At 49.8% G+C, this 20,066-nt stretch carries 19 protein-coding genes; all 19 read right to left on the bottom strand.

All coding sequences use genetic code 11. The features are described 5' to 3' along the window. Window positions 1-195: 195 nt before the first annotated feature. The gene (locus ACOQPU_RS19540; protein ID WP_420641515.1) at window positions 196-1,188 is read right to left on the bottom strand and encodes an ester cyclase; all 993 of its coding nucleotides are present in this window, start codon (window positions 1,186-1,188) and stop codon (window positions 196-198) included. 183 nt (window positions 1,189-1,371) lie between these two features. Next, on the bottom strand, window positions 1,372-2,799 hold the full coding sequence (locus ACOQPU_RS19545) for an ABC transporter substrate-binding protein (RefSeq protein ID WP_420641516.1): 1,428 nt from the start codon (window positions 2,797-2,799) through the stop codon (window positions 1,372-1,374). A 276-nt stretch (window positions 2,800-3,075) separates the two neighbouring features. Continuing rightward, window positions 3,076-4,080 (bottom strand): LacI family DNA-binding transcriptional regulator, encoded by a 1,005-nt coding sequence (locus ACOQPU_RS19550; RefSeq protein ID WP_420641517.1) that lies wholly within the window; start codon window positions 4,078-4,080, stop codon window positions 3,076-3,078. Window positions 4,081-4,201: 121 nt separating this feature from the next. After that, window positions 4,202-5,089 (bottom strand): DMT family transporter, encoded by an 888-nt coding sequence (locus tag ACOQPU_RS19555; protein ID WP_420641518.1) that lies wholly within the window; start codon window positions 5,087-5,089, stop codon window positions 4,202-4,204. A gap of 9 nt (window positions 5,090-5,098) precedes the next feature. Continuing rightward, window positions 5,099-6,112, bottom strand: a complete 1,014-nt coding sequence (locus ACOQPU_RS19560; protein ID WP_420641519.1) for a nuclear transport factor 2 family protein — start codon at window positions 6,110-6,112, stop codon at window positions 5,099-5,101. Between the two features lie 13 nt (window positions 6,113-6,125). After that, a complete protein-coding gene (locus ACOQPU_RS19565) occupies window positions 6,126-7,289 on the bottom strand; it encodes an iron-containing alcohol dehydrogenase family protein (protein WP_420641520.1) in 1,164 nt (387 codons plus the stop codon). A gap of 40 nt (window positions 7,290-7,329) precedes the next feature. Next, entirely contained in the window at window positions 7,330-8,337 is a 1,008-nt protein-coding gene (locus tag ACOQPU_RS19570) for an ester cyclase (protein ID WP_420641521.1), read from the bottom strand. 6 nt (window positions 8,338-8,343) lie between these two features. After that, entirely contained in the window at window positions 8,344-8,829 is a 486-nt protein-coding gene (locus tag ACOQPU_RS19575; protein WP_420641522.1) for an ester cyclase, read from the bottom strand. Window positions 8,830-8,840: 11 nt separating this feature from the next. Continuing rightward, window positions 8,841-9,335, bottom strand: a complete 495-nt coding sequence (locus ACOQPU_RS19580) for an ester cyclase (protein ID WP_420641523.1) — start codon at window positions 9,333-9,335, stop codon at window positions 8,841-8,843. Between the two features lie 608 nt (window positions 9,336-9,943). After that, entirely contained in the window at window positions 9,944-11,266 is a 1,323-nt protein-coding gene (locus ACOQPU_RS19585; protein ID WP_420641524.1) for an alpha/beta hydrolase family protein, read from the bottom strand. Window positions 11,267-11,359: 93 nt separating this feature from the next. After that, complete coding sequence (locus ACOQPU_RS19590; protein ID WP_420641525.1) at window positions 11,360-11,872, bottom strand: transposase; 513 nt, start codon at window positions 11,870-11,872, stop codon at window positions 11,360-11,362. Then, the gene (locus tag ACOQPU_RS19595; protein WP_420641526.1) at window positions 11,850-12,290 is read right to left on the bottom strand and encodes a hypothetical protein; all 441 of its coding nucleotides are present in this window, start codon (window positions 12,288-12,290) and stop codon (window positions 11,850-11,852) included. Before ACOQPU_RS19595 ends, ACOQPU_RS19590 begins: the two co-directional genes overlap by 23 nt. Window positions 12,291-12,383: 93 nt before the next feature. Continuing rightward, window positions 12,384-13,388: a carbohydrate ABC transporter permease gene (locus tag ACOQPU_RS19600; RefSeq protein ID WP_420641527.1), complete on the bottom strand. Its 1,005-nt coding sequence runs from the start codon at window positions 13,386-13,388 to the stop codon at window positions 12,384-12,386. Window positions 13,389-13,390: 2 nt separating this feature from the next. Further along, complete coding sequence (locus ACOQPU_RS19605) at window positions 13,391-14,254, bottom strand: carbohydrate ABC transporter permease (protein WP_420641528.1); 864 nt, start codon at window positions 14,252-14,254, stop codon at window positions 13,391-13,393. Between the two features lie 287 nt (window positions 14,255-14,541). After that, window positions 14,542-15,960: an extracellular solute-binding protein gene (locus ACOQPU_RS19610; protein ID WP_420641529.1), complete on the bottom strand. Its 1,419-nt coding sequence runs from the start codon at window positions 15,958-15,960 to the stop codon at window positions 14,542-14,544. A gap of 80 nt (window positions 15,961-16,040) precedes the next feature. Then, window positions 16,041-17,138 (bottom strand): ester cyclase, encoded by a 1,098-nt coding sequence (locus ACOQPU_RS19615; protein WP_420641530.1) that lies wholly within the window; start codon window positions 17,136-17,138, stop codon window positions 16,041-16,043. Window positions 17,139-17,164: 26 nt separating this feature from the next. Next, complete coding sequence (locus tag ACOQPU_RS19620; RefSeq protein ID WP_420641531.1) at window positions 17,165-18,166, bottom strand: LacI family DNA-binding transcriptional regulator; 1,002 nt, start codon at window positions 18,164-18,166, stop codon at window positions 17,165-17,167. Between the two features lie 105 nt (window positions 18,167-18,271). Continuing rightward, window positions 18,272-19,243 (bottom strand): electron transfer flavoprotein subunit alpha/FixB family protein, encoded by a 972-nt coding sequence (locus ACOQPU_RS19625; protein ID WP_420641532.1) that lies wholly within the window; start codon window positions 19,241-19,243, stop codon window positions 18,272-18,274. 2 nt (window positions 19,244-19,245) lie between these two features. Next, entirely contained in the window at window positions 19,246-19,974 is a 729-nt protein-coding gene (locus ACOQPU_RS19630; RefSeq protein WP_420641533.1) for an electron transfer flavoprotein subunit beta/FixA family protein, read from the bottom strand. Window positions 19,975-20,066: the final 92 nt, after the last annotated feature.

Here is a 20,066-nt window from a genome sequence, read left to right on the forward strand (position 1 = left end):
TCATATTGTCATACCTGCCTTCGCAGGCACCTATCTTGTGGATTCCCGCCTTCGCGGGAATGACAGTTCAAATTACGTTGTTAGCTGGCTGAAGGGATAGAAAAGTTTCCAAAAACGTTTTTGGTATCAAAAATTTAGGCAAGCGACGGCCGTTTCAACACTTTTGTTGTTGCACTTGGCACAAGCCAAATAATTTTACGAGGAAGTTTTTACGGATAAACGGCTCAATAAATCAACGCCAGAAGCCAAAGCGGCATCAATCAGGTCAATCATAACCCAATTTTCTTGGAGTTTGTCCCCCTCGCGTCGCCAAAAATCCATGATATTCCAGCCGATGTACTCCCCAGTCGGCGGCCAATCCAGGTAGAGGTTGAGGTGGGTGCCGCCCAGGCTGGGCCAGCCCGTAGAAGCGGCAAACAGACCTTCGGCGATGCGTGCCTGGTGGCCAACCCCTATGCGATCTGGAAAGGCTCTTACAATTGGCCCTTGGGCATTCTTTTTAAACTCGGCCAGCCCGTAGGCGGACCCGATGCCCACCGGCCCATGCCAGACCATATGAGGCTGCCAATAGCGTTCTAACTCTTGACTGGCCTGATTTTTGCCATCGTATTTGTTCAGGCCGCCAAAAATCATCTCGGTCACGAGTGCGTAAGTTTTTTGCGATTCATATTCGTCTTGCTGGGTGAAGCAGAGGCCATCACCTGATAACGGTCCTGGAATCCAAATGTCACGGCCGTAGTTGGGCGGCAGCAGTTGAATGCCAACCTGGCGCAGCAAATCAATCAGGTCAATGATGAGCCGAATTTCAACAATCTTCCCGTCTGCCACCTTGCAAAATTCGCCAAAACGAAAGTGAACGCTGCTGCCGCTGGCGGGAATGGTGATGTTGCCAACTTGCCAATCGTTGGCAAAGGTGCCAATGAAATCCCCCGTGCCGCAGACCCAGTCGCCTCCCTCAAACTGTCCGCCGATGAAGAGATACGGCCGTCTCACCAAATCTGGCATGGCGGCAAGCAGCGGCTGCCAAAACTGCGTCCACACTTCAGCAGCCCCTGTTAAATAGCGCAGCGGCTGGAAGCCGTGCCAGATGACATCAGGATATAAATAGCGGGAAACAGTGTGAGCATCACCTCCGTTTTCCATTGCTTGCCAATAATTCCAGACGAACTGTTTATTGTGTTGGTTCATAACCTAAAACCTGATAAGGACTGCCAGCTCAAGCTATAAAAGCAGATATCAATAAAAGATGAGGAGTGAGCACTCTCAAACTTATGCTGAGTGAAGCCGAAGTAAGCCAATGGCTTAACTTACCAGAAACGCATCTGAGGATGCTTTCTCCTCATCTGTTAACCGATTTTGTGCCTAATTGTGTTAGCCGTCGATGAAGCCTTGGGCCGTAGCTTCTTCGATGTATGCTTCGGCCGCTGCATCCAGTGCTTCTTGAGCAGTCATATCACCACTACCCACGAGCGGCAAGAACTCCTCAAGTTTAGTAATAGCGATGTTTACAGCCGGGTTTATCTGGTAGTTACCAACGCCTTCCGCAATGGTTTGATTTGCGGCCGGCAAATAGGGGCCACCATATTCAGCCGCAGATGTGCGCGTTGCCATACCGAGTGTGGATGCCTCCTGTTGCGAGACTTCATCAGCCGCTTCCATAATGATGCGGAAGATCAGGTCGGGGTCGTTTGTTGTGGCAGCCGGAATCATAAAGTAATCATTCCAGGCTGATCCTGCCCGTGGGCCACCTTCAACTACCCGAGGAGCAGGTGCGTAGGCAATCACATCCATTAGATCCGTTCGTTCTGGGTCGCTCATGTTGGCAGCGCGGCTTGCCCACATTTTTGTAGACGGTAAGGTACCTAGCTGCATAGCAACCTCCTGATCATTGAGACTAAAAGAGAGGCCATCTTCACCTAAACAAGCATTAGCCACCTCAACAACTTTTTCAATTGCCAAAATACCTTCTTCACCGTTGAAGATTGGCATATTGTTATCATCCAGGTAATCACCACCGTAAGCACGAAGCAGCATGAAGAACTCAAGCTCCCAGCCTCTGGAACGTGACAAATCGATGGCAAACGGCATGTCCCAATCGGGATTATCCAGGCCAATGGTATTGCAGATGTCGATGACATCGTCGTACGTGTCTGGTATTTCCAGACCCAACTCATCAAAAACATCCTGACGGTAGATAAAGTGCAGGGTGTTGCCCACCATCGGAATGCCAACAATATTGCCATCTATCGTTGCCCCTTCCCAGACAGTTTGGGGAATATCACCGAGATTGTATTCATCCCAATATTTGTCAACCAAATCGTTGAGTGGCATCAGCCAGCCTGGGCCGCCCCATTCAGCTACCTGTCCATTTGCCCCGTGGACAATATCGAAAGGCGAATCACCTCCGCCAGACAGCGCCAAGCGAACTTGCTCTTGGGCATCGGCTCCGGCCAGCAGGTTGGTGTTAACTGTGAGATTATCAACCGTGTTGCATTTCTCCAGCTCTTCAGCATAGAAGTCGGTGATGGGGAATGACCAGCCAATCATATTGATTTCGGTATCCTCTGCAGGAGCAGTAACGTTACAGGCAGTTGGATCAGTGGCTGCTTCTTCGGCCATTTCTTCATCATCAGTTTCTGTTGCTTCTCCATCGTCAGCGACTTCGGCATCAGAAGTCGTATTGGCTGAAGAATCATTTGTTATTGTCTCATTGCCTTCATCGGTAGAGCCTCCGCAGGAGACGAGCAGTAACGCGGCCATTAACAGTAAAATGAGGCTAAACATGCGTGTGTTTTTCATGATAAATCTTCTCCTATATTCTGGGAACTAATTTTGCAGGAACGTGCTTCACGTAGTGGATCGTCACATCACCTCCTCAGCTAATTGTCGGGCGGCATGAACTATCCTTCTTGGCTTGTTTGGGCTATACTGGAAACGGCCAAGCGGTAGTAAACGCTACCCTTTGCTACTTATGAGCCATTCTCTACTTTTCCAGGGTGCAGAATGGCTCTTTTGCTATTATCTTGTCATTCGGTGCAAGAATTTGCTTTAGCTACATCTAATTGTTACTGTCGCTTAACTTTTTGTGGACTGACGCACAATAAGTTCAACGGGCAAAATCAGGCGTTCAGGCAGGCGGTTGGGATTAGATATTTGGGTTAGCAAAATATCCGTTGCGCGCGCTCCCATCTTTTCCAGAGGAGCCTGAACGGTTGTCAACGGCGGCTGTGTTGTGAGGGAGATGCGCCAGTCGTCAAATCCGGCAATGGCGATGTCTTGGGGAACGCGTAAGCCACGATCCAGTGCGGCTCGTAAGCAGTCTACTGCCACCAAGTCATGAATGGCGAATACGGCCGTTGGCGGATCGTCTAATTCAAGCAGTTGATTCATGGCTAGGTAGCTGCTTTCTGGTTCAAAATTGGTTTCTACAACCAAAGTTTTATCAAAGGGGATGTTGGCTTCCTCAAGTGCTTGTTTATAACCGGCAAAGCGGTCACGACTGGTGATGCCCATAGACGGCCGTGTGGTAAAGCCAATGCGCCTATGGCCTAACTCAATCAAATGTCTGGTTACGGCCACAGCTCCGTTAGGATCATCTGGCTTAACAAAAGAGATGTCTTGGTCTTCTGCCCAGCGCCCAACTAAAACAAAAGGAATGCCCTCCTGTTTTAGCAAAGGCAAAGTCGTTTCCGCCATTTGCGGCCGACCCAGCAGCAGCAGGCCATCCACTTCACGGGCGCGACAAATTTGGGTCAATTGCCTTACCTGGTTATCCAGTAGGGGATACAAGGTTAAATTGTAGCCTTGTTCTTCAGCCGCAGTCACCGCACCGGCAATGAGGCCGGAAACATAATCACTCATCACAGAGAACGGAAAGCTAAAGGAAAACCCGATCTTGTCTGTACGACGGCGACGCAAATTGCGGGCAGCGGCACTGGGTACGTAATCCAACTCTCGTGCGGCCGTCAATACCCGGTTTCGTGTATTTGGTGCGATGTGAGGGTAGTCGTTTAATGCTTTAGAGACAGTGGAGGGTGCTAAGTTGAGATGATTGGCAATGTCTTGAATTGTTACGGCCATTCAAATTTTCCTCTTCCAAAAGAAAATAGGAAATCGTTTTCCGATCCACCAAAAATATAATCGGAAAACGATTTCTTGTCAAGGCTAAAAAAGAGACTAGGGACACTATTAACAGGTGTGTTCAGTGAGCATGGTTTCGCATATTGATTAGATACAAGCCACTGCCAATGAACAAAACGCCAATGCCCATTGCCCACGTTACAATTTCGCCAAGCAAAAGTGCGCCAAAGGCCGTGGCAATAACTGGCACCATGAAGGAAGTGAGGGAAAAGGCGGTGGCACCAAATCGTCGCTGGACATAGAAGGCCATAAATTGACCGCCTAACGCCCCAATGAGCGCGGCATAAGCCAACGAAAAGTACCCATTTGGCGTCACCTTTGCTAGCGAAAAATCACCCACCAGCAATGTGATACCCAAAACGATAATGGCAGCGACCAGAAGCCGAACGGCCGTTACCTGCATCGGGTCTAGCTCTCTCATTTGGCGGCGAACAAATATCGTATTGAATACCTCTGAAATCAAACCCACCATGACCAACAGAAAGCCCAACGGACTGGCACGCCCCATATCGGCTAGACCGCTTTCGCCGCGCAATGCCAAAAAGAGTGCGCCGCACAGAGCCAACGCAACGCCCAAGGCTTTGTAGCGCGTCATGGGATCATCAGGTAGCAGAAAGTGAGCGGCAACGACAATCATCACGGGCAGGGTGGTCACATAGATGCTGGCAACACCGCTTGATTGATACTGCAATGACAAAATAAAGGTGGGGATGGGAATGGCAACCCCCAACACACCGCTAACGGCCGCTTTTTGCCATAATTCCCGATTTGCTGGCAGCTTGCCCTGATTTAACAGCAAGATAGGTACAAAAAACAGGGTAGCTATTGCCAAGCGGAGGGTGATGAAAAGATACGGATCAAATTCGCCAATGCCAAAGCGGCTGGCAACCACATTGGTTCCCCAAAACAGACTGAGCAGCAAAATGTAAGGCAGGGCTTTGGTGTGCATGATGCACGATTACAACGTTGAGTTCGTTATTCTCTGTGAACGGCCAAGCACATCCAGCCCTTGCTGCCTGAGCCAATGAAGAATGTCAATAAACACCCAATTTTCAGCCAGCTTGTCTCCATCGCGCCTATACACATCCACCACCTGCATCTCAGCCTGTACGTCGCTTTGGGGCAGGCCCATAAAGCCACCCAGCGGTCGGTTAGACAAGTTGGGCCAGCCAAAAAAGCAGGCAAAATTGCCCTCGGCGAAGCGGCAGACGTGGCCGTGAAACTTCTTGTCGGCCAAATTGCGGCGGAAGGGTAGCTGATGCTGCTCCTGATAGCGTGGGATGGTATAGGTCGCGCCAATCCCTGCTGGCCCATACCAGATCATGTCGTCGTGCCAGGTGCGCTCCAAAATTTCTGGCGGGCAGCCCATTGAACCGCTCTCGTTTAAATCGCTCAAATCTTGAATCATTTCGTTGACGAGTGCCAGGGTAACAACGCCCTCTCCCTCTGGCGCGTCTTCGTAAAGCAGGCCGTCATGGGTGCGCGGGCCGGGGTAGTTGTAGTAAACGCCCGTTGAGGGTGGTAAGGGGTACACACCTGCCTGAACCATCAGGCTGATTATGTCAATAAATATACCCGTTTGGCTGATCTTGCCGTTTTCTACGCAGTTAAACTCGGCATAGCGCAGGTTGGCGATTTTGCGAGTGCGGGGAATACCTAACCAGTCGGCATCAAATAGCCCCATGAAGTTGCCCATGCTCATCACCCACTGCTCGCCGCTAATTTCATTGGTTCCGCCAATGAAAATGTCCTGGCGACGCTGCATTCGGGATAACGATTGCATGAGGGGTGTCCAGAAGGTTTTAGCGACTGCTTCGGCTCCGTGCAGTTCCCGAAAGGGGTATACGCCCCGCCAATAGTAGTTTTCGCTAGTGAAGGAAGCTAACACATCACCAACGGTTTCAGGGGAAGCACTTTCCATCGCTTCAAAATAATCACGTACAATTTTTTTTGTAGTTTGATATTTGCTCATATGCCTCACCAAATTAATGAAAACCGCCTTCAAATAACATGACAAATGCTTCGTGTGTCAAGGGGCGGGGATTGGTTGGTGTACACCCATCCAGCAAGGCATACTCCGCTAACTTGGGTATATCGTCACGCTGGACATTCATACTGGCATACGTATCGGTAATGTTTAGATCTGCATTGAGCTGACGGATTGCTGGAATCACAGATTTTGCGGCTTCTTCCATTGTCATTTTGCTAGTATCTACCCCCAGCAAATGAGCGATTGCGGCGAGCTTTTCTGGCTTGGTAGGTAGATTGTAAGCCAGTCCATCCGCAAAGCAGACGGCAATGGTGAGTCCGTGAGGCAGGTCGTAGAAGCCACCAAGCGTTTGTGCCAATGAGTGGATCACACCCAGCCCAGCTGCGCCTGAGGCGGCAATGACGGCCATGGCACTGGCAACCAGCATATTGTGTCGCGCTTCTATGTCGCTGCCATCTAAAAATACACGACGAATATTCTGGGCAACCAATCTAATCGCCCCTTCTGCTATGGCATCTGAAACGGGATTTGCGCCCAGGCAGAGATAGGCTTCGACTGCGTGGCTTAAGGCATCAACGCCTGTCCACGCGGTCAAATGGGGTGGCAGCGTGACCGTCAGATTGGCATCGGCAATGGCAACCTTGGGCAAAATGGACGCACCAAAGATGTCTACTTTTCGCCCTTGTTTTGGCAGGTTGATCATGCCGGCGGCACTGACCTCGGCACCTGTTCCAGCGGTTGTGGGTATGGCAATGATGGGTAATGGCGTATTGGGCCACGGATCGCCCCCAGCACCACAATAGTCCACAAATGGACCGTCATTGGTTGCCATGACGGCGATTGCTTTGGCGGCATCAATGGGACTGCCGCCACCCAGGGCAACAATGGCTTGTGCGCCTTGCTCTTGGGCACGGCTGCCGCCAACCAGTGCGGTCTCATCCGTTGGGTTGGGTTCGACTTGATCAAAGATGGTTGTGGTGATGTTGGCCTTGTGCAACGGCCGTAACACCGCATCCAGCAACCCGGCATTTACAATTCCTTGGTCTGTCACGACCAACACATGGTTGACACCTAAAGCATTGACTTCTGTGCCAAGCTGCTGCACTGAATCTGGGCCAGCAAGAAGTTTGGTTCTGGCTTGAAATTTAAAGGTCTTCATGATCTTTTTATGCTCCCTTTATAGTATGAAAACTGAATGGTTAAATTGGCTGCCGAGCAACGGTCAATTCCTTCATTCGAGAAAATACGTCAACGTCAAGCTGGTTATAAACGTCCAGGATATCGACTAATACCCAATTTTCTCGCAAGCGGCCGTTTTCGTGCCGCCAAAAATCAAGACTGCGCATCGTTATTTTTTGGTTGGCAGGGGCAATTCCCAGCCAGCCATCGCCGCTGACGGTCATCCACATCACAGGCCAGGCGGTGAAGCCGACGTAATCGCCATCGCCAAAGAAAACGCCTTTGTCCAAAATAATGGTGCGATCGGGCATTGCTTTCAAGAACGGGATTTGATGCCAGCTGCGGAAGCCGGATAAGCGACGGGTGGAGCCAATTCCGGCGGGACCGTACCAGTTCATTTTTGGATGCCAGAAGCGATCCAACTCCATCGCTTCTGCCCCTTGCGGTGAGTTTTTCAGCCCCGACACCATATCCAGCACCAGCTTCACGCTGGCGTCTGCCTTTGCTTTGTCGTAAGGGGCGGTGATGATGCCGTCTTGCATGGCAGGGCCGGGCACGACGCACTCTACGCCGAGGCTGGGGGTCATCGGCCAGGCGTTAGCCTGCATCATCAGTTGGGGAATGTCCCAAAGGGCTTGCATTTCCACTATCTTGTTCTCTTCGATGCGGAAAAACTCGTGGTAGCGCATGAATATGAGGTGTTGGGTGGGGGGAATGTCGAGCCAATGATTCTCAAACAGACCCACATAATGCCCGCCGCAGCCAACCCAGTTGTCCCCGTTCGCCTCCCCTGCCATGAAGATGAAGTCGCGGCGTTCGAGGTCGGGAACGGCCGTTAACAACCCCCGATACACATCATACAACCCATCCGGCCCAGCCAAATCTTCAAACGGAAACGCCAGATGAATCTCACAATCCGGTGCAAAGACCGCGTTAAGCTGTTTTTTTAGCTGTCCTTTGTCAATATCGTAAAGGGCGGCTCTTAATTGTCCAATTAGCTGCTTGTTTTGTTGGTGAATGTCTATCATCTCAATTTATTCAATAGTTTCAAAAAACTCAGGGGGTTTTGACCCCACAAACTGCAACACTTTTTTCACGTCGTATCCGGCCTGCTCCAACACGCCGAGGATGTCAATCAGGACGAGATTTTCTGCCAATTTACGTTCGCCGTCCTCTTCTTCGATGCGCCAGAAATCCATGTAGCGAACGCGCACATGCTCATCCGTTGCTGGAATACCTAACCAGTCGTTTGCAAAAGTTGTGTCTTGAAATCCTGTGCCAGCGACCCAGTCCCCCTCAGAAAGGCGCGCGATGTCTTTGCCCACTTTATCGGGAAAAGCGTGGATAAACGGCCGTCTTACCTCCACCTCAAACTGTTCTACCCCATGCTTCTTGCCAATTCCGGCCGGGCCATCCCAAACCATATTGCGCGTCCAATGCTTTTTCATCGCGCCAACCTGGTTCAGGTTCATGCTCTCGTACATGGCGTCAACAATTTTCTTGTTTGCTTCTGCTGACATTAAACCGACCCTCATTCCTCAATCTGGTCAAAGAATTCCGGTGGTTTGGAGCCTATGAAGCGCAAAACTTTACCGATGTCGTAACCACATTGCTCAAGAACACCCAAGATGTCAATCAAAACTAGATTTTTCGCTAATTTTCGCTCACCGGTTTCTTCATCCACGTCCACGCGCCAAAAATCCATGTAGCGCATCCGAATCTTTTGGCCACTGGCTTTGATGCCCAGCCAATCCTCAGCAAAAGTTGTGTCTTGATACCCGGTCGCGGCCACCCAATCCCCTTCCGCAATGCGAACAATGTCTGTGGCATGTTTGTCAGGGAATGCCTTGATAAAGGGTTCCCGGTAAACGTGCTCAAACTCATCAATTCCGTTCATCGTCCCAATGCCCGCTGGCCCTTCCCAAACCATCTCTTCTTTCCAGTAACGGTGCATTAGCCCCAATACATTTTCATTCAAGCCCTTGTACATATCGTCAACAAGCTGCTTGTTTTTATCTGCTGCCATAAGAGCTTTTTCCTCAAATTTCAGGCGGGTCAAACCAATGAATAACCCGTTTTCGCATTTCAATCTGACGTTTCAGCCTGTCGAACAGATCGACACCCATTTGCAAGCAGAGCTCAATCATGTCAATGGGTACCCAGTTTTGGGCGATATAATTACCCTCACGAAGGTACCGGTGAGATAGCCGTGCCCAGACACCCACGCTTCTTCGCCCGTTACGCCACCTAAAAAGATGTGTGCCTTGCGTTTCAGATCGGGGAATGCGTGCCGCAGCGGCTGCCAAAATTCCGTAATAAGGGCATCTACACCTTGCAAGTTATTGATGGGGTGAGGGCCGTTCTAACATCGCTATGCACAGCGACTTTAACAACGTTTGCCCATTATCGGGTTCGACGTGGTTCAATTTTTGCCAAAAATCCCACACGTTTCTTTTATTTTGTTGAATATGCATTTCTGAGATTTTCGGTTCCATTTGTTTATGCGACTGTTTATGTTAACCACAAAAAGTATCTTGATGATAAATGAGCCGCAATTAGGCGAGACAACCAAACAACATCTAGGTCTGTTTGTTGCCCCGCCTAACTCAAAAGATTAATTACTACTCTGAACGATTATTGAGTGGCATCGAAAAGAGCAATTGTTCGCTCAATGGCCATGTCACGGCCAGGTATCGAGCCTGCGGGCGACCAGCCATCAATCACCCTAAACTCATGCGAATTTCCGGCATATAGATACGTATTCCCAGAACCGCCCATCATGCGCAGTTTCCGCATAATCCCTTCATTCCATTCAGGAATTGAGTAATGATCCATATCCGAGTAATGGAGATCAAGTGGTGCAGTGATGTACTGGGTGTGCTTGGCTGCATCCAGCGTGGCCATGATCTCCACCAGAGAATTTGTATCCGGATCAGCATCCCCTTGATCAGCCACGTACGTATTCACGGTGTCGTACATCGTGTTTTTGCGATTGGCAAGGCCATCCTCGATAGTGGCCGTAGACCAGGCGGGATCCCACCACGACGGCATGTGCGGGAAGTAAGCTGGGTCTGTCCAGGCATCGGCACTCCATTCCTGTGGTCCTAGGAAAGCACCTTGCTCGATGCGTCCCTCAATGCTGCTTGCCCACAGTGAGGCTGCTGCAAAGTGGTTATCTAATTTCGGGCTGCTGGATACAGTAAATGCTGTAAACGCTGCATCACCACCCTGCGAATGAGCCGTCAGGTAAATGCGACTGGTGTCAATCTGCACGTCTCCGGCACCCCAGGCTGCCCAATCTGTATGATTAAGCGAATCAACCCCGCCTAGCAAATTGAGAATATCAATGGCGTAAAACATTGTCGAGAGATAGCTGCCATTGTCATAGGCGTGCATGTACTCAATGCCGTCAGCAGGGACACCATTAACCGTACCGTGCCCACGGAAGCCAGGCATGAGCAAAACATAACCGGCTTTTACATAGGCATCCAGCATGTCGCCATAGTAGGAATTGGCACCGTAGTTAAATGTATAACCTGGTGCGCCATTTGCTCCTACCCAGCCGTGCGCAAAAACGATGACGGGATAACCATCTTCTGGCATTTCTGTGGGAGGAATATCTACGCGGGAATACACATTTAAACCATCTGACCGATATGAGGCCATGTAGGTGTTGTAATACGGGGCACCAAAAAATTGAGAGTATTCTGACGAGCCTGTATCGTCTCCAAGTTGTTCTTCAATGGTTATAGATGAACGGAACGTCCGTCCCCGCAAGCCATCAATTGAAAGCTGTCGCAAAGATTGAATGGCGGGAGGTTCTAGATCAGGAACACGTGCTTGCTCTACTGCCTGATCAGCCATGGCTTCACTTGCGGCCACATTGGATTGCATTCCCACCAAGACAAGAAGGCCAACTAAAGCAACAATTACGATAAAAAAGGGTTTGATTTTCATTGCAGAGTTCTCCTTAAAATGTTTACAGTTATCGAATCTTACTTAAACCTATCTGTCTTTGGTATGCAGGCATCACCTCCTAACAAATTTGGCTCATGGGTCGAAAGTGTGCAGAGTGACCAAAGCTGAGATGAAATCCGGTGAGATACGCTTCACATTCCGCCTGAATTCACATATCGCAATGTAACCGCTCAAGTTTTTCTTATGCACACCTTTGAACATCCTTAAAAAGTTACGCACATCCGTCCACATGCCTTCGGCCGTGTTGACATGCACTTCGCGAATCCCGTCACCATCGTCATCACGCGCCCACTCCTTGTCGCCATGAGAGACGGTGGCATGTGGGCGAATCACATGATTGTAGCTTTGGTATTCGTCTGTATACAGTTGAGACCCAGCTAGCGTAAAGCGATGCACGTGGTCAACCAGGGTCTCACCTTTTGTATCTTTAACAACACGCAAGCGAACTTGTCCAGATTGACGCCCCACTGTGCCCACAACAGGCGGTCGGTCATTGGCATACGTGCCACGCCCTCGCCGTTTGTTGGCGCGACGACGGGGCGGGTCAGCTGAGTCGAAATGCTCACACCCTTTTTTCCCCCGCATTCTGAAACATTTCATCGGTTTCAGTTTCATCATCCAGGAGCGGGGTTTCTGGTTGGAGCTGTTCCGCGTTCGCTTGCAGGTCATGACGCAACCTCAAAACCGTTGGGTAGTTGATGCCCAATTCGGCTGACAAGATTGTCGCAGGTTCTCCTTTGAGGACACCGCGAACGAGCAACAAGACTTGCATTGGAGTCAAATGATGTTGTTGGAAAACGGTTCCCGTATACAAGTTGTAAGCGGCTTGACACTGTTGGCAACGGTAAACGGTCAGTTGACTGCGCTTTGTCGTTCGGAACTTGCGGGCTTGGTCTACGCCGACTTGACAGACCGGACACCCAAAGCCATTGGGATGGAAATGTTCAATGATCCATTGTGTACAGTTTTCTTTGTCGAGTAAATCGGTGATTGGGAATTCCATGATTCCCAATTTTACCCGATTCGCACACTTTTAATAGTTGAGCCACAAATTTAACCATTACGGCCGTTATTCATGAAAGCATCGTTTTCTGGCTTACCCCTTCACTGCACCAGCGGCCAAGCCCTTCACCAAATTCTTTTGGAAGAACAAAATGACCAGCACAATCGGAATCGTGGCGGAAACGGCCGAAGCTGCCGCCAGCGTTAGATGACGCGGATCTTCACCACCCGTGAAACGCGAGATCGCCACAGGCAGCGTCCAATTTGTTTGCGTCAGCAGCCGCACCAGCAAAAATTCATTGTAGGCCAGCAAGAGAGAAAACAACGCCGTCGAGATAATACCCGGCCACATGATAGGAATAATCACCCGCGTAAACGCCGTGAGACGATTACAACCATCCACCATGGCCGACTCTTCAAGCTCTCTAGGAATGTCCATGAAGAAGCTGCGAAGCATCCAAATAGTAAACGGCTGATTAACCGCTACCAGCGTAATGATGACCAAAATATGCGTGTCTAGCAGATTCGTGGCTGTGCCAATCCAGTAATATGGCAAAATAAACGCCAAACGGGGCAAGGCGCGGAAAGCCAACGCCGCAATGAGAATCACCACGCTGGCGTAGCCTGCATATCGCGCCAGTGAGTAGCCGGCCAAACAGCCAATGCTGATCGAGACAACCACTGTTCCCACCGTCACAATGATGGTATTGATGAAGTAGTCGTAAAATTTAGCCGTATCCACCAACTGAGGAATCGCCCAGAGCAGCACAGCAAAAGAGACCACCACAAAGAGGTAGACGATGCTGTTGCGAACTGGTATATAGCGGGCAAACAGCAGCAAACAGATCAAAACGACAACGGCCGCTAAAATAAAATAGCCAATGGTTGCACCGTTTTCAGAAACCGAACGCAGCCACAGGTCTGTATAATTTTCCCATGTTGGCTCAAAAAATATTAGCGGCGTGCGTGAATTCGCATCTTTTAACGTTTTAAACGACTGCAACGTTGTCCAGAAAAAGGGCACAATACTGTAAATGGCGAACAAAATCAGAGCCAGATGAATGAACAGACGACCGACTGGATTATTTACTTTTTCCATTTTTAACGCTCCTCAATTTGCTCTCTGTAGGCCTGAATCAGGTTAGGAATTAACACAACCATAATGCCCACTACCGTTAGAATGGCCATGGCGTTTGCTTTGCCCAGCCGCTGCACCGTAATTGCTGTCTGGAATGTATACGTCATCACCGTATCTGCTTTATAAATTGGATTTAGCTCCGAAAGGACAAAGACACTATCGAAGACACGATATGTGTCCATAATTGAAAACAACAAAATCAAGATAGTCAGAGATTGCAAATGGGGGATAACGATATGGCGAATCTTCTGCCAACGCGTGGCGCCATCAATGGAAGCAGCCTCTATCTGGTCTTTAGAGAGCGTTTGCAGTCCGGCAAAGTAGACCACGAAGGAAAACGGTGCCACATACCAAACGCCGTAAAGAATGATCAATGTTTTGACCGTTATTTCTGTATAGCGAAATTTTGTATCCAGAAGGGTTTGGTAAAGATAAGTGAATAGTCCCGATGGCTCAAAAAGTTGCTTAAACATCAACGTCCCGACAATGGGAACAATGATGAACGGCAGCAGAAAGATGGACATATAAATGCCCCTGGTAAAACTTGAGACTTGATCTAGCAGCAGGGCAACGGAGAAGCCAACCAGAATGGTTGCTGGGACAACGATAGCTGCGTACAGTGCTGTAAAGCGAAATGACTGCCAAAAACGAGAATCGCTTAGTACGTCAATATAGTTTTGTAAGCCGACAAATTGGGGTTCGTTGATATTGGTAAAGGTCATAAAATTCATGCCCAACCAAATAGCCATAAAGAGCGGAACCACCATCAGCAGCGTCATTAAGAGAATGCTGGGGGACGCAAACCTAAAAAAGGTGTCTCGCTTCATAATTTCCTCCTCCTACTTTTCTAAAATGCTGCTTACGAAAGGGGCAGGAGGCACAGCATGGGCCATTTCCTACCTTTTACTACTTTACTTCTGGCTCCCGAAGAGTCATTTAGGCAAATTGCATAAGGATCAATTAGATTAAACGAACCTAACGTGCTGTGATTTGCTTAAACCTGCTCATTACTAACTTACAGTTTGTCGAACGGTTACACTTTGCGGCTGCATTTTCTTCTCAAATGACTTTTGAGGAGAAAATGCAGCCTAACTCTTACTCTGTGGGTTTAGAATTACCCGTCAATAAAGCCTTGTGCAGTCGCTTCTTCAATGTATGCTTCGGCTGCTGCGTCAAGCGCTTCTTGAGCTGTCATCTCGCCGGAACCTACCAGGGGCAGGAATTCAGCGAGCTTGGCGCGAACGATACCAATGGCCTGATTGTTGTCGTAGATGCCAATGCCTTCCTCGATGGTTTGATTAGCCGCTGGCAGGTATGGCCCACCAAATTCGCCTGCAGACAGGCGCGTGGTCATGCCGAGCACGGCCGCTTCTTGTTGGCTTTCCTCATCGGCTGCTTCCATGATGATGCGGAAGATGAGGTCAGGATCGTTGGTCGTTGTGGCGGGAATCATGTAGTAATCGTTCCAGGCTGAACCGGCACGGGGGCCGCCATCAACGGCACGTGGTGCTGGCGCATAAGCAATGATGTCACCCAAATCGGTGCGTTCGGGATCGGTCATGTTAGCTGCTCGGCTGGCCCACATGTTGGTAGATGGCAAGGTGCCCAACTGCAAGGCAACTTCTTGGTCATTGAGGCTAAAGGAGTAGCCGTCTGGTCCCATGCAGGTTTCTGCTACCTCGACCAGCAATTCCATTGCCTGAACGCCCGTTTCATCATTAAAAGTTGGCATATTGTTCTCGTCTACGAATTTACCGCCAAAGGCACGCTGCATCTGGAAGAACTCAATTTCCCAGGCCCAACCCGCAGAGAAGTTGAGGCTAAACGGCATGTCCCAATCAGGATTGTCTAAACCAACGGTGTTACAGATTTCCAGGACCTCAGCATAGGTGTCTGGTACTTCTAACCCTAATTCATCAAAGACATCCTGGCGGTAGATGAGATGCAGCGTATTGCCCACAATCGGCACGCCGTAGATGTTGCCGTCGAGGGTGACACCTTCCCAGGCGGCTTCAGGGATGTCGCCAAGGTTGTATTCGTCCCAATAATTGTCTACCAGGTCGTTAAGCGGCATGAGCCAGCCAGGACCGCCCCATTCGGCAACCTGCCCATTGGCGCCGTGAACAATGTCAAATGGGGAATCGCCGCCAGCAGACAGAGCTAAACGTACCTGTTCTTGGGCGTCAGCCGAAGCAAGCAGGTTCGTGTTGACGGTTAGGTTTTCTACACCGCTACATTTTTCTAGCTCGGCGGCATAAAAATCGGTGATGGGGAAAGACCAGCCCACCATGTTAATTTCAGTTTCTTCGGCTGGCCCTGCGATGGCGCAGCCTTCTACGCCCATATCTTCCGCCATATCTTCATCTGTTGAATCGGCCGTTTCTGTGTCATCGGCTGTTTCACTGTCAGAAGAAGTGTCGGCTGATGTATCTTCTGTTGTGTCACTGCCTTCGTCAGAAGATGATCCGCAGGCGACCAGCAGCAAAGCGGCAATGAGCAATAAAATGAGACTCAGTAAACGTGTGTTTTTCATTGGGTTCCTTCTCCTTAATGGAATTTACAAAAACTTGGATCTTCTACAGACGTGGTTAAATAGGCGTCACCTCCTTTTCATCAGGTTGGTTTGTATAACTGCTTTAACAAGGCAAACTCATCGAACAACGTCCACTCTTGGATAAATTTGCCGTTTTCTACTAAATGATGGCTAATGCCCATAATGCGAATTTGCTTGCCAGTAGGCGTGCCATAAATGCCTGGGCCGGTGTGCGTACCCGTCATAGTCCAGCGGGTGGCGGTTCGATACCGATTTGGACCATCGCGTAAAGCGCAAAAGTGATCGACAGAAACGGCCGCATCCGGGAACGGTGAGAGCAAGGATAAAATGTAGTTGCGGTATTGGTTACGGCCGTACAATCGTCGCCCCGAGGCAGATTCACAAATAAATTGCGGGATGTAATAATCACCCACCTTGTTGAGTAAGCGCCAATTCCACACTTCGTGAATGGCACGCTTGACAAATTGACCTACATCAAACGCTTCGGAATCGGCAGGCGCAGCTTCTGGGGGTAGCTGGCCGCGCAAACGGTCTGGTTCTGCCGGTACGGTAAACTGTTGGCCGATGTCGGTCTCTTGCTGAGCCATTTGGCGCGCCATTTCATGCACATCAAAACCAAGCTGGTACACCAGCGAAAGCTCGTCTCGCACCAGCCACTCTTCCACAATAACGCCCTCAACCACCGCACAATCGGCAATAGCACGGTAGCTAACTCTACGACCAGTGGGAGGGCCGTATGATGAGTGTCCCCAGTTGTGGCCTTCATGGGTTAGGCGATGGGAAGAGAAGTACCCTTTTTCATCATCCCCGGCCCAAATCACCTCATCGGCATAGAGGCGGCGATTTGGGAAGGCTGCTAATGATTGTATAGTGGCTTCAATCACCTTCTCGCGGGAGTAAATTTCACCATTGGAGGTATGAATGCGCATGTTGGTACCGTAATAGTCATACAGACGGCCGATTCCGCGCTCCTCCCAAATTTCATGCGTAATTTTTACAATGTAATCAACGATGTCGTGAAATTTGGGGGCAAAGCCACGCATTGCAGGCTCTGTATGCCCATCGGTAGATAAGAGATGTGCTAAATCTCCTTTGCTGTGCAGCGTGAGATCTACATCATCGGCTGGGATGTCAGTTGGGTTTTTTGCTTTTGCCATATTTACTTTTTGTGTCCTAAAAATTTTTAAGCAACGGTTGATTGTCTGATAACGAGTTCTACTGGTAATGTTTTTTGAATAGGGGGATGGGTGTTATCTCCAATGAGATGAAGCAGGGTCAAAACAGATTCTTGGCCAATTTGAGCCAGCGGCTGGCTGACGGTGGTGATGGGGGGAGCGGTGAACAGAGAGGTACGAAGTCCGTCAAAACCTGCTAAAGCAATATCCTGGGGGATGCGTAAACCGCGGTCGAGAATCGCCTGCTGGGCATCTATGGCCACAAAATCATGAAAAGCAAATACGGCCGTTGGCGGTTCCGCTAGGTTCAACAACTGGTTCACCGCATAGTAACCGCTGCGCGACTCAATCTGTGTTTCCACAACCAAAGCTGGATCGTAGGGAATGCCAGCGGTTTGAAGCGCATCTTTGTACGCATTAAAGCGATCTTCATTGGTATGACCCATTGCCGGGCGCGTGGTAAACCCAATGCGCCGATGCCCCAATGAAAAAAGATGCTCCATGAGGGTGCGCGCACCATTGTAATTGTCTGGCGCGATGAAAGACGCCTGTTCATGTTCCACACGGCGACCCAGAATAACAAAGGGGACATTTGCTTCTAGCAAAACGTCAATAAAAGCAGCCGGAACATGATTCCAGATGATGACAAAACCATCCACATCTCGGCTACGAAACAGACTCAGTAAACTTTCAGGGGAATGTCCATCATTGGTATAGAGGACAATATTGTTGCCGTGGCTTTCGGCAGCGGCGGTGGCGCCGATGATCACTTCAGCAAAATAATCTCTGATGAAGGTAAAAGCGTTATTAAAAACGAAGCCAATTTTATCGGTACGGCCGCGTCGCAAGTTGCGAGCCACGCTGCTAGGCTGGTAGTCCAGTTCACGCGCCGCTGTCATGACCCGTTCACGAGTCGTTGAGGCAACATCGGCATACCCATTCAAGGCCTTAGAGACCGTAGAAACGGAGATACCAAGATGTTTGGAAAGTTCCTCAATGGTAATGGACATTTGACTTCTCAAAAGACAAACTTACGAAATCGTTTTCGGGTGGACGGTACCAGAATACTACGAAAACGATTTCGCGTCAAGGATTTAGCGTATCTGGCTGCTGGCTTATTCCTTCATCTTTTGAATTTCAGCAATCAAGGCTGGTATCAGGTCATGTAAATCGCCAATGACGGCATAATCAGCTTTTGTGACCATTGGCGCTTCGGCATCTGTATTTATTGCTAGGATTTGTTTGGCACCTTTGCAGCCAACCCAATGTTGAATTGCGCCACTGATGCCGCAGGCGATGTATAAATCAGGGGCGATGCGGGTGCCAGTTTGTCCAATTTGTTCGGAATGGGGTCGCCAGCCAAGATTGGTTGCTACTCGTGAGCCACCAACTGCGCCACCGAGCAATGTTGCTAGCTGTTCCAATCCATCAAACCCTTCCTGGCTGCCCACGCCACGGCCACCCCCCACAACAACACGGGCATCAGCCAGAGAAATTCCCTCACGACCAGATGATTCGCGTCCGGTCACTCGCACGCGAAAATCTTTTTCAGACAAGGAAGGAATGAACGTGTGAACGGCCGTTTCCCCATGCCCTCCACTTTCTTCAGCTACAATTGCATGCGGTGCAACCGTAAGTAACTTAGGACTTCCTGCCAAAGCTGCTTCTTCCAACAAGCTGCCACCCCAGCGCAGCCGCGTCACCTGAAAATCATCATTTAAAGTAACATCAATGCAATTCGTCGCCAATGGTAAATCCAGCCGTGCTGCCACGTGAGCCAACACCTCATACCCTCGATCTGTACCGGGGGCCAGCACAACATTTGGTGTGGCTGTCTCAATCAGTTCCACCACCGATTGCGCCCACGCTTCCGGTGCATATTCGTCCAGTCCATCGTGCGCAGCACAGTAAACTCTACTGACGCCATAGGCTGCAAGCTGGTCGGTTAACGGCCGTGCCACTTCACCAATCAATACGGCTGCCAGCGGACTGTCTGACTCCTCTGCCAGCTTTCTTCCTAATGTCAGCATTTCCAATGAAACGGCATTCAAAGTGCCGCGATCATGATCAATTATTCCTAAAATCATGATTAAATTACTCCCAGTTCCTGAAGCAGTGCTGCAACCTTTGGCGCAGCGTCAGCCCCTTTCCCAAGGATGGTAACATGGCTATCTTGCTCCTTAGGCGTTTTCAACTGTAATTTTTCCATGTCGTCACCACGCTTTTGCGGTTTAGAGCGGTTGATGGGTTTCTTTTTAGCGCGCAGTTTGCCGGGAAACGAAGGATAGCGGGGCAGATTAATGCCCTCTTTTATGGTGAAAATGGCAGGCAGGGTTACTTCATAATTTTCCCAGCCGCCTGATGATTCTCGCTGCGCAACGGCCGTTTCCCCTTCCACGCTGAGCGATTTAATCCCAGCCACACAAGGCAAATCCAGTGCATGAGCCACCCGGATGCCCACCTGGTAACTACCCGTGTCGGCCGCTTCATTGCCAAATAAAATCATGTCAAACGACATTTCCTGCGTTTGAATTGCTTCCACAATCGCTTGTGCCGTCGCCACTGCCCCCCACTCTTCACCATCAGTTTCCAGCAAGAGCGCATGATCGATTCCCATTGCCAATGCGCCACGCAGTTGTTCTATCGCTGCCTCCGGCCCCAGCGTAAGGACTGTGCTGCTGCCACCATGTTTTTCTACAAGCTGCACAGCCTCCTCGACCACGCATTCCTCATGTGGGCTAATCGTAAACCCCAAAACACGTGTCTCAATATCCTGCCCGTCCTCCGTCACTGTAATTTTTGCACCTGTATTAGGCACACGTTTTATGCAAACTAATATGTCCATATTGCACCTGAGAGTTTAAGACCATAATATTGTAGAGGTAAAAGAGATACCTCTGCAATATTGCA

Origin of the sequence: Candidatus Leptofilum sp. (genome assembly GCF_965223285.1) — a bacterium.
In the GTDB taxonomy this organism is placed as follows: domain Bacteria; phylum Chloroflexota; class Anaerolineae; order Promineifilales; family Promineifilaceae; genus Leptofilum.

Bases quoted from the DNA above. Each gene is read 5' to 3' on its own strand.
- ACOQPU_RS19620 (WP_420641531.1), bottom strand. From the start codon at position 18,166: ATGTCCATTACCATTGAGGAACTTTCCAAACATCTTGGTATCTCCGTT.
- ACOQPU_RS19625 (WP_420641532.1), bottom strand. From the start codon at position 19,243: ATGATTTTAGGAATAATTGATCATGATCGCGGCACTTTGAATGCCGTT.
- ACOQPU_RS19575 (WP_420641522.1), bottom strand. From the start codon at position 8,829: ATGTCAGCAGAAGCAAACAAGAAAATTGTTGACGCCATGTACGAGAGC.
- ACOQPU_RS19565 (WP_420641520.1), bottom strand. From the start codon at position 7,289: ATGAAGACCTTTAAATTTCAAGCCAGAACCAAACTTCTTGCTGGCCCA.
- ACOQPU_RS19605 (WP_420641528.1), bottom strand. From the start codon at position 14,254: ATGAAGCGAGACACCTTTTTTAGGTTTGCGTCCCCCAGCATTCTCTTA.
- ACOQPU_RS19600 (WP_420641527.1), bottom strand. From the start codon at position 13,388: ATGGAAAAAGTAAATAATCCAGTCGGTCGTCTGTTCATTCATCTGGCT.
- ACOQPU_RS19555 (WP_420641518.1), bottom strand. From the start codon at position 5,089: ATGCACACCAAAGCCCTGCCTTACATTTTGCTGCTCAGTCTGTTTTGG.
- ACOQPU_RS19570 (WP_420641521.1), bottom strand. From the start codon at position 8,337: ATGATAGACATTCACCAACAAAACAAGCAGCTAATTGGACAATTAAGA.
- ACOQPU_RS19540 (WP_420641515.1), bottom strand. From the start codon at position 1,188: ATGAACCAACACAATAAACAGTTCGTCTGGAATTATTGGCAAGCAATG.
- ACOQPU_RS19550 (WP_420641517.1), bottom strand. From the start codon at position 4,080: ATGGCCGTAACAATTCAAGACATTGCCAATCATCTCAACTTAGCACCC.
- ACOQPU_RS19560 (WP_420641519.1), bottom strand. From the start codon at position 6,112: ATGAGCAAATATCAAACTACAAAAAAAATTGTACGTGATTATTTTGAA.
- ACOQPU_RS19610 (WP_420641529.1), bottom strand. From the start codon at position 15,960: ATGAAAAACACACGTTTACTGAGTCTCATTTTATTGCTCATTGCCGCT.
- ACOQPU_RS19590 (WP_420641525.1), bottom strand. From the start codon at position 11,872: ATGCGGGGGAAAAAAGGGTGTGAGCATTTCGACTCAGCTGACCCGCCC.
- ACOQPU_RS19580 (WP_420641523.1), bottom strand. From the start codon at position 9,335: ATGGCAGCAGATAAAAACAAGCAGCTTGTTGACGATATGTACAAGGGC.
- ACOQPU_RS19585 (WP_420641524.1), bottom strand. From the start codon at position 11,266: ATGAAAATCAAACCCTTTTTTATCGTAATTGTTGCTTTAGTTGGCCTT.
- ACOQPU_RS19595 (WP_420641526.1), bottom strand. From the start codon at position 12,290: ATGGAATTCCCAATCACCGATTTACTCGACAAAGAAAACTGTACACAA.
- ACOQPU_RS19615 (WP_420641530.1), bottom strand. From the start codon at position 17,138: ATGGCAAAAGCAAAAAACCCAACTGACATCCCAGCCGATGATGTAGAT.
- ACOQPU_RS19545 (WP_420641516.1), bottom strand. From the start codon at position 2,799: ATGAAAAACACACGCATGTTTAGCCTCATTTTACTGTTAATGGCCGCG.